General features: G+C 74.1%; 8 protein-coding genes. 5 read left to right on the top strand and 3 right to left on the bottom strand.

What is annotated here, in order from left to right:
- Positions 1–206: 206 nt before the first annotated feature.
- On the bottom strand, positions 207–1,103 hold the full coding sequence (locus ACFQ6N_RS39540) for a helix-turn-helix domain-containing protein (RefSeq protein ID WP_380658999.1): 897 nt from the start codon (positions 1,101–1,103) through the stop codon (positions 207–209).
- A 131-nt stretch (positions 1,104–1,234) separates the two neighbouring features.
- On the opposite strand from ACFQ6N_RS39540, the gene ACFQ6N_RS39535 reads away from it, so the two are divergent.
- A complete protein-coding gene (locus ACFQ6N_RS39535) occupies positions 1,235–1,831 on the top strand; it encodes a pyridoxamine 5'-phosphate oxidase family protein (RefSeq protein ID WP_380658998.1) in 597 nt (198 codons plus the stop codon).
- A gap of 128 nt (positions 1,832–1,959) precedes the next feature.
- Here ACFQ6N_RS39535 and ACFQ6N_RS39530 read toward each other — a convergent pair whose 3' ends face one another.
- Positions 1,960–2,352 carry a transglycosylase family protein gene (locus ACFQ6N_RS39530; protein ID WP_380658997.1) on the bottom strand — a complete coding sequence of 131 codons (393 nt, stop codon included), beginning with the start codon at positions 2,350–2,352 and terminating at the stop codon, positions 1,960–1,962.
- Positions 2,353–2,826: 474 nt separating this feature from the next.
- Here ACFQ6N_RS39530 and ACFQ6N_RS39525 point away from each other — a divergent pair, with 474 nt between their 5' ends.
- The 4 genes from ACFQ6N_RS39525 (at position 2,827) to ACFQ6N_RS39510 (ending at position 7,801) form a co-directional block, all read left to right on the top strand.
- Positions 2,827–3,423 (top strand): universal stress protein, encoded by a 597-nt coding sequence (locus ACFQ6N_RS39525; protein ID WP_380658996.1) that lies wholly within the window; start codon positions 2,827–2,829, stop codon positions 3,421–3,423.
- Positions 3,424–3,570: 147 nt separating this feature from the next.
- Entirely contained in the window at positions 3,571–5,025 is a 1,455-nt protein-coding gene (locus ACFQ6N_RS39520) for a PLP-dependent aminotransferase family protein (protein WP_380658995.1), read from the top strand.
- Between the two features lie 207 nt (positions 5,026–5,232).
- On the top strand, positions 5,233–5,745 hold the full coding sequence (locus ACFQ6N_RS39515) for a hypothetical protein (protein WP_380658994.1): 513 nt from the start codon (positions 5,233–5,235) through the stop codon (positions 5,743–5,745).
- A 649-nt stretch (positions 5,746–6,394) separates the two neighbouring features.
- On the top strand, positions 6,395–7,801 hold the full coding sequence (locus ACFQ6N_RS39510; RefSeq protein WP_380658993.1) for a family 2B encapsulin nanocompartment shell protein: 1,407 nt from the start codon (positions 6,395–6,397) through the stop codon (positions 7,799–7,801).
- A 748-nt stretch (positions 7,802–8,549) separates the two neighbouring features.
- Here ACFQ6N_RS39510 and ACFQ6N_RS39505 read toward each other — a convergent pair.
- Positions 8,550–9,002: hypothetical protein (locus ACFQ6N_RS39505; RefSeq protein ID WP_380658992.1), on the bottom strand; the 453-nt coding region annotated here is incomplete at its 5' end.

Raw genomic sequence — 9,002 nt, 5'->3', positions numbered from 1 at the left:
GGTCCGACAACCGCTCATCCGCAGGCGACTTGACCTGCCCCACCCTCGCCACACCACAACCAACGAGCACAGACCGCCAAAGTCACTGGCATTGGACCTAGCCGGCCCGGACGGCCGTGACGGCCGTACCCGGCCGTGACCGTGGAAACCGCCGTGCCGCCCGGTCTCCGGGCGGCACGGCGGCGCCGTTTCGGCCCGGCCGTCCGTCAGGCGCGGCCGGCGTCGAGGACGGCGCTGGTCACCCGGCCGGCCGCGCGGTCGGCGGGCTCGCGCAGCGGGGCGGCCGTGCCGCGCGAGGCGAGGAACTCGCGGGGTGAGCAGCCGACCATGCCCCGGAAGCTCCGGTCGAGGTGGGACTGGTCGTAGTAGCCGCACAGGGCGGCCAGGTCGGCGCCGGTCGGGCGGTCCTCCCGCAGGGCGAGGACACCGAGGGTGTGCTGGAGCCGGAGGATCCCGGCGGCCTGTTTGGGGGCCACGCCGAGCTGCTCGCGGAAGCGCAGTTCCAGCCGGCGCCGGCTCCACCCGGTGCCCTCGACGAGGGTGCGGACCGGCACCTGCCCGTGCGTGCGCCGCAGGTGGTGCCAGGCCCAGCGGACGGACGGCTCCCAGTCCGGGCCGTACGCGAAGAGCGCGCCGAAGTACCCGTCCAGCATGGCGAAGCGGGCGGGCCAGCCGGGGGCGTGGGCCAGCCGGTCGGTGAGCGCCCGCAGCCGTGGGCCCAGGACGTCCCCGGCCTCGGCCCACTGCCCGCCGAGGTCGCCGGCCAGCGGTCCGAACGCCCGGAAGGCCCCCTGCGGGGTGAGCGAGACGGCCAACCCGTGCAGGACGCCCGCGTGTTCGGCGATCGTGGCGGTGCGGCGCAGCCCGGCCGCGACCGAGCCGAAGGCGGTGGCGGGCGCGGGGGAGACGGCATCGGTGAGGCGCATCGTGCCCTCGAAGGCGAGCGCCACGGTGACCATGTCCGTCGGCACCTCCAGGCGCCGCCGGGGCTCCCGCAGGGCGAGCCGGTAGCCGCGGTAGCCGAGGACGTACCGGCGCAGCGGCGGTGCGGGCGTGCCGAGGACCATGCCGGGGGCGGTGGGTGCGAGGGTGCGGCCGTCCATCTCGACTCCCTTGCTCGGACTGCCGACTGGCAAGCGCGGGGGCAATTCTAGGCGCGCCAGGCGGGAACCGGACCGTCTCAGGGAGCGGATCTTCCTTTCCTGCGGACTGAGACGGGGGCACAATCGCCGGTATGGGAAAGCAGTACGAATGCATCGACGGCCGACTGCGCCGGTTCATCGAGAGCCAGCCCGTCTACTTCGTCGCGACCGCCCCGCTGGCCGCCGACGGGCACGTCAACCTCTCGCCGAAGGGCCGCTCGGGGACCCTCGCGGTGATCGACGAACTCACCCTGGCCTACCTGGACTTCGGCGGCTCGCAGGCCGAGACGGTCGCCCATCTGCGGGAGAACGGGCGGATCACCATGATGTGGTGCGCGTTCGAGGGGCCGCCGACGGTGGTCCGGGTGCACGGCGTGGGCGAGGCCGTGTTCCGCGACGACCCGCGCTTCGCCGGACTGCTCGGCCACTTCGACCCCGCCGCCGACGGCTCGGGCCTGCGGGCGATCGTGCTGGTCAGGGCGGAGCGGGTCAGTGACTCCTGCGGGTACGCGGTGCCGTTCATGGACTACCGGTCCGACCGCGACCTGCACGCGCAGTACTTCGACCGCAAGGACGAGGAGGAGTTCGGCGCCTACTGCGAACGCAAGCCGCTGGTCGCCACCAGCATCGACGGTCTGCCCGCCGTGCCGCTGCCGCTCCCGCCCCGGCCGGTGGGGCAGTCCGTCTGAGGGGGCGAGGAGGCCGGGGGCGTCCGCCGAAGGCGAGGGGCGCGTCGAAGCCGGGGGTGCACCGCAGCCGACCGGGCACGACGAAGCCGCCGCACCCCGGTGGGGGTGCGGCGGCTTGGCGGGGGGTCTTACTTGCTCAGACCGGCCTTGACGGAGCAGATCGGCCAGGCGCCGGGGCCCTGGGAGGCGAGGACCTTCTCGCCGATGGAGATCTGCTGGTCCTTGGTGGCCAGGTCGGCGCGCGGGGCGAAGGAGGTGCCGCCGAAGGCCGCCCAGGTGCTGGAGGTGAACTGCAGGCCGCCGTAGAAGCCGTTGCCGGAGTTGATGGCCCAGTTGCCGGTGGCCTCGCAGGAGGCGACCTTGTCCCAGACCGTGGCCGGCGCGGCCGAGGCGCTGGTGGCCGTGACGAGGCCGGCCACCGGGAGGGCGGTGAGCGCCCCGGCCATCAGAGCCATCCGGACGCGGTTGCGCTTCGGGGTGGCCGTGGTGGTGGCAGCGGCAGTCTCGTTACGGAAGGTCATGAATTTCCTTTCGGAGGGCGTAGTGAGCACGCGGAACCAGGCCCTCGGAAGGCCGTCGGTTTCGGGGACACGTCGCTCACGTGGTCCTGCACCGTTCCTGCTCGGGGGCGGTGAGGCCCGGCCGGAGCGGATTGCTCGGTGCAACGGGTTCGAAGTTACGGGGGTGGTCGTGGCAGTTTCAAGGATTTTGAGGTTTAGCCACGTCAGGGGGCTGTTACCGGGCGTAAGGATCAAGGAATTGTGGCCATTTCGCCTGTTTTGCACCTATTTCCAAGATCAAACCCTCGGGTGAAGTGGTCCGGGCCACACCGAAGACCGTGTGAGGCCGCGCACACCGTCGACAGCGCGTGACGGCCGACCAGCCCCCGGTGCCGAAACCGCCGCCGCTGCCGCCGCCCGGGGTGGCCCGCACCACAGGGCTCACCCGGAGTGCCCCCCGCACCCACGCACGGTGGCAGGCATAGCCTCGGGCGCATGAGCAACGACAGCGATGCGGCGGACACGGCGGACTCCGCGGACGCGGGAACACCAGGCGCCGAAGGGCACGGCCTCGAAGGGCTCGGGCTCGGAGGGCACGGCGGCGAAGGGCAGGGTGCGGAGGAGCACGAGGTCGCGGTCGTGCCCCGGGGCTTCGAGCTGGGGACCGACGGGCCCTCGGTGATCCTGGCCGGGCTGGACGGCTCCGACTCCTCCTGGCGCGCCACCGCCTACGCCGCCGGGCTCGCCCGCCGGCAGGGCGCCGTCCTCGCGGTGGCGTACGTCCAGCCGATCCTCGGCGCGGCGACGGCCCTCGCCGGGGCCGCGGTGGAGGAGACCACCCAGGAGATCGCCGACGAGCTGCTGGCCGCCCTGCGGGAGGCCGAGGAGCGGGTGCGCGAGGTGTGGAAGGTGGAGTGGCGCTTCCTGACCATGCGCGGCGACCCGTACGGCGGCCTGGCCAAGCTCGCCGACGAGCTGCGCGCCGACGCCGTGGTGGTCGGCGTCTCGGAGCAGGCCGGGCACAAGGTGATCGGCTCGGTGGCGGTCCGGCTGGTGAAGGCGGGCCGCTGGCCGGTGACCGTCGTCCCCTGAGTCGTCGCCCCTGGGCCGTCGCCCCCTGAGCCGTCGCCCGGTGGGAGGGGGGTGACCGCCCTCCCCGCCGGAAGACCGGAGAAGGGGGAAGGGCGGGGCCGGACCGCCCGCCGGGCGGCGCCGGGGCGGCCGGTAGGGTGCGTGAACATGACGGACACGCGGGGCACGCACCCCTCCGAGCCCGCCCACCCGACCGGCAACGACCTGCACCTCGACCTCCCGGCCACGGGTGGCCGCCGCGCCGCGCTGATGGCGGCCCTGCGCGAGGCGATCCGCAGCGGCAGACTGGCGCCCGGCACCCGGCTGCCGCCGTACCGCGCGCTCGCCGCCGACCTCGGCCTGGCCCGCAACACCGCCGCCGAGGCCTACACCGAACTCGTCGCCGAAGGCTGGCTCACCGCGCGCCAGGGCTCCGGCACCACCGTCGCCGAACGCGCCGAGCCCGTCCCGGCCACCCGGGCCCGTCGGCCCTCGCTCCGGCCCGGCCCCCGGCACGACCTGCGCCAGGGCCGGCCCGACGCCGCCTCCTTCCCCCGCACCGCCTGGCTGGCCGCCGCCCGCCGGGCCCTCACCGCCGCGCCCAACGAGGCCTTCGGACCGGGCGACCCGCAGGGCCGCCGGGAACTGCGCACCGTGCTCGCCGACTACCTGGCCCGCGCCCGCGGCGTGCGCACCGACCCGGACCGGATCGTGGTCTGCTCCGGCTTCGCCCACGCGCTGCGGCTGCTCTTCGACGGCGCCCGGCCCGCCCTGCCGCCCGCCGAGCAGGGGCCACTCGCCGTCGAGGCGTACGGACTGGGCTTCCACCGCGGCCTGCTGGCCGCCGCCGGGGTCACCGCCCGCCCGCTGGCGATCGACGAACACGGCGCCCGGGTCGCCGAGTTGGCCCACCACGAGGACCTCCGCACGGTCCTGCTCACCCCCGCCCACCAGTTCCCGACCGGCGGCCCGCTCGACCCTGGCCGCCGCGCCGCCGTGGTCGACTGGGCGCGCGGCCGGGGCGGGCTCGTCCTGGAGGACGACTACGACGGCGAGTTCCGCTACGACCGCCAGCCGGTCGGCGCCCTCCAGGGGCTCGACCCCGAACGGGTGGTCTACCTCGGCAGCACCAGCAAGAGCCTCAGCCCCGCGCTGCGCCTCGGCTGGATGGTGCTGCCGGACCACCTGGTCGACCGGGTGCTCGCCGCCAAGGGCGAACGCGAGGGCTGGGCCAGTGCCCTGGACCAGCTGACCCTCGCCGAGTTCATCGACTCCGGCGGCTACGACCGGCACCTGCGCCGGATGCGCCGGCGCTACCGGGACCGCCGCGACCAGCTGGTGGCCGCGCTCGCGGCGGACGCCCCGCACATCGAGGTGTCCGGCATCGCGGCCGGCCTGCACGCGGTGCTGCGGCTGGAGCCGGGCACCGAGCGCTCGGTGCTCAAGGCCGCCGCCTACCGGGGCCTGGCCGTCGAGGGCCTCGCCGACTACCGGCACCCGGCGATCGGCCCGGAGGCCATGCCCGCCGCGGACGGCCTGGTGGTCGGCTACGCCACCCCGCCCGACCATGCCTACCCGGCCGCCCTCGCGGCGCTCTGCGACATCCTGCCGCCGTCGGCCTGAGCCCGCGGCGGCGGTCCGGGGCCGGGTGCACGGCGGAGCACGGGAGGCCCGGGGCCGGGCGGACGGCGAAGCATAGGCCCCCCGGCACCCCGGCGGGGCCGAAACGGGGCCGACCGGTACCCGGTGTCCGCTCGCCGCTCCTGCGTCGGTACGGAAGCGGGCCGAGGAGCGCAACCCGGGCGGGACCGCCGCCTACGCTCCTTGGACATGCGCAGAACACATCCGGTCCGCGCCGCGCTCGCCGCGTGCCCGGCCCTCGCAGTCGGCCTGCTCCTCTCCGCCACTCCCGCCCGGGCCGACACCCCGCTGCCGCTCACGGCCGTCTCCGACAAGGCGACGACTGTCAGGGGCGGTGAGTTCACGCTCACCCTGACACTCACCAACCCGTACGACACGCCGATCCAGTTCGTCTACCAGAGCGTCCAGGAGACGTACGCGACCGGCCTGGAGACAGGTCTCAAGTTCACCGCGACGGCCTGCGGCAGCCAGACCAACGGCTGCAGCGACAACGTCCACGGCGGCATCGCCCGGTACAACGTGCCACTCGCCCCCGGCGCCAGCAGCACCTTCACCGTGACGTACACCGTCGCCCCGGACTCGGTCTGCGGTGACGCCACCCGGATCGACTTCTACTCCTACCTGTACTACGAGTACAAGGCCGGCGAGGCCAACAACTCGGGCATCATCGGCGTTCCCGGCACCCGGGTCGCCTGCGCCTGATCCGGCGCCCGCCCGCAGCCTCCCGCCCGGACCTCCCGCCCGCGACCTCCCCGGCGCGCGTCCCCATCGCGCACCCCCCGTTCCCCCGTCAGGTGCCGGCCACCCCCGTACCGGCACCTGACGGGCCGTCCGCGCCGCGCCGTGGATCCGCCGGGATCCGCCCGGGGAGCCGTGACACCTCCGGCTCCCGGTACCCCGGCTCTCGGTACCCGGCTTCGGGCGCCCCGGCACCCCGCCGCCCGGCCGTGGTGGCGGCCACCGAACCGCCACTCCCCGAACCGTCCCACCGGTGTGCCGTGTTGACGCCCGGCGGGAGCCTCCGGGCAGCCCGACGGGACCGTGGCCGGGGCGGGAAGCCTTTGGCAGCACGGGGGTCGGAGTTGCGAACGGATGTTCCCCGAGTCTTCAAGGGCATGGGGGCGGACCGCGCAAGATTCACCCTATCGGGGGGTACTGGGCGTCTGCACGGGCTTGGCCGGGTCCTGGTGATCTAGGGTTCCGGATGGGTCGCCGCGACATGGCGGCCGCTCTCCCGATCATCTCGCCAACGCCCCCACCAGTCTGCGGATCTGATGATCCGTCACGGCATGCGCCCAGGGCGGTCCGGCCCTTGCCGCGTGACCCGACCACAGGAATGGAGTCCCTGCCGATGCCCGTGGACACGAGCCCGGAGACAGAGCAGGCCAAGCAGCAGAGCCTTGCGACGGCTGCAGCCCGCAACCTTGCCACCACGACCAAGTCCGCACCGCAGATGCAGGAGATCACCTCCCGCTGGCTGCTCAAGGTGCTCCCCTGGGTGCAGGCCGCCGGTGGCGCCTACCGGGTCAACCGACGGCTCACCTACGCGGTCGGCAACGGCGTGGTGGAGTTCATCAAGACCGGCTCCCAGGTCCGGGTGATCCCGGCGGAGCTGGGCGAGCTGGCCCTGCTGCGCGGCTACGAGGACGACGAGGTGCTGACCGCCCTGGCCGACCGCTGCCAGCAGCGGAACTTCGGCCCCGGCGAGGTGCTCACCACCCAGGGTGAGGTCGCCGACCGGATCTTCCTGATCGCGCACGGCAAGATCAACCAGATCGGCACCGGCAAGTACGGCGACGACACCGTGGTCGGGGTGGCCGGCGACGGCGACCGCTTCGGCGACGACGCGCTGCTGAACCCGGACGCCGTCTGGGAGTTCACCGCCAAGACCGCCACCGCCGGTGTCGCCCTCACCCTGACCCGGGCGGACTTCGCCGCCATCCGGGACAACGCGCCGAGCCTCCAGGAGCACCTCCAGGCGTTCCTGGCCCTGCCGCTGCAGGCCCAGAACGAGCGCGGCGAGGCCGAGATCGCGATGTCGGCCGGCCACCACGGGGAGTACGAACTCCCCGGCGCCTTCGTGGACTACGAGCTCAAGCCGCGCGAGTACGAGCTGAGCGTCGCGCAGACGATCCTCAAGGTCCACACCCGCGTCGCGGACCTGTACAACGAGCCGATGAACCAGATCGAGCACCAGCTCCGGCTGACCATCGAGGCCCTGCGCGAGCGCCAGGAGCACGAGCTGGTCAACAACCCGGAGTTCGGCCTGCTCAACAACGCCGACTTCGACCAGCGGATCCAGACCCACTCCGGCCCGCCCACCCCGGACGACCTGGACGAGCTGCTCAACCGCCGCCGTGACCCCGACTACCTGCTCGCCCACCCGCGGACCATCGCCGCGATCGGCCGCGAGTTCAACGCGCGGGGCCTGTACCCCACCCACGTCGACCTCGGCGGGCAGCAGGTGCCGGCCTGGCGCGGGGTGCCGATCCTGCCGTGCAACAAGATCCCGATCACCAAGGAGAACACGAGCTCGATCCTCGTGATCCGTACCGGTGAGGACAACCAGGGCGTGATCGGCCTGCACCAGACCGGCCTCCCGGACGAGTACCAGCCGTCGCTCTCCGTCCGCTTCATGGGGATCGACGACAAGGCGATCATCTCGTACCTGGTCAGCGCCTACTACTCGGCGGCCATCCTGGTGCCGGACGCGGTCGGTGTCCTGGAGAACGTGGAGATCGCGCACCGCCGCCACTGAGTGCGGAACGGCGAGTGCGGGCCGTAACCGGCCGGCTCGAAGATCGTTTGACCTGATGACGGACGGCTCGCCCCCGGAGGCGGGCCGTCCGCCTGGTCACGTCTGATCACTTTTGGATGTACCCGATCGATTCTTGATCGGGATCCGACCGTATTCGACCCTTCCGCCGTTCCGGGCGGTCGGTCGACCCGAGCCCGTCCGTTCTCCCCGGATGACCCGAGAGGTGCGTGGAGCCCATGTCCCAGCGTCGGCAGTTCCGACGGATATCGCCGGCCGGCGGTGGGGCCGAGGCTTCCGGGCGACGGGTACGGCTGGCCGGCGCGGTGGTCGGGGTGGTCGCGATGTGCGCGCTGGTCACCGGCGCGACCGCGTCCGGGGCCCCGCACACCGGGGGGCACCAACACGGCCCGGCCGTGGACACCTGCGTCTGCACCGGGACGGACGTCTCGGTCTCGGTGGGGCCGGGCGGCAGTGTGGACGTCGGGGTGGACGTCGACGTCCAGGTCGGGGTCAGCGTCGCCCCGAGCGCCGGCGCGGCCCACCACGGCCACCGGCCCCCGCCCGGGCACCACCCGTGCCACACGCCCAGGGCCACCCCGTTCCCGGTGACGCCGCCGCCCTCGCTCGGGCTCCGGCCGGAGGACGCGTACGGCGGGTACGGCGATCACGACGGGTCCGATGAGCACGACGGGCACGACGGGCACGACGGGCACGGCGATCACGACGGGCACGACGGGCACCACCACCATCACCACCCGCGCCCCTGCCCGAGTCCGACGCCCACCCCGACCCCCAGCCGCACGCCCACCCCCACACCGACCCCGACGCCTACGCCGACGCCTTCGCGGACTCCGACCCCGACGCCCACCCGTACGCCGACCCCCACACCCACCCCGACGCCCTCGCGGACCCCCACGCCGACGCCGACGCCCACCGCGACGCCCACCCCGTCGCCGACGCCCACCCCGTCGCCGACCCCCACGCCGTCGGCGACCCCGCCGTCGCCGAGCCCGACACCGGCTCCCAGCCCGCCGCCCTCCTCGCCCGCGCCGCCCGCACCCGCACCGCCTCCGGCGCCCCCGGCTGCGCCCGCGCCCGCCCCAGCCGCCCCGGCGCCCTGGACGAGACCGCACCGCTGGAGCCCTTCATCGAGTGGGCGAAGGCCGGCAAGTCCGCCGGCGGGGCAATCTGGATGCAGATC

This window comes from Kitasatospora sp. NPDC056446 (genome assembly GCF_042796115.1).
GTDB lineage: Bacteria > Actinomycetota > Actinomycetes > Streptomycetales > Streptomycetaceae > Kitasatospora.
Note: the sequence above shows the minus strand (reverse complement) of the source record. Positions and strands in the feature narration are given on the sequence as shown.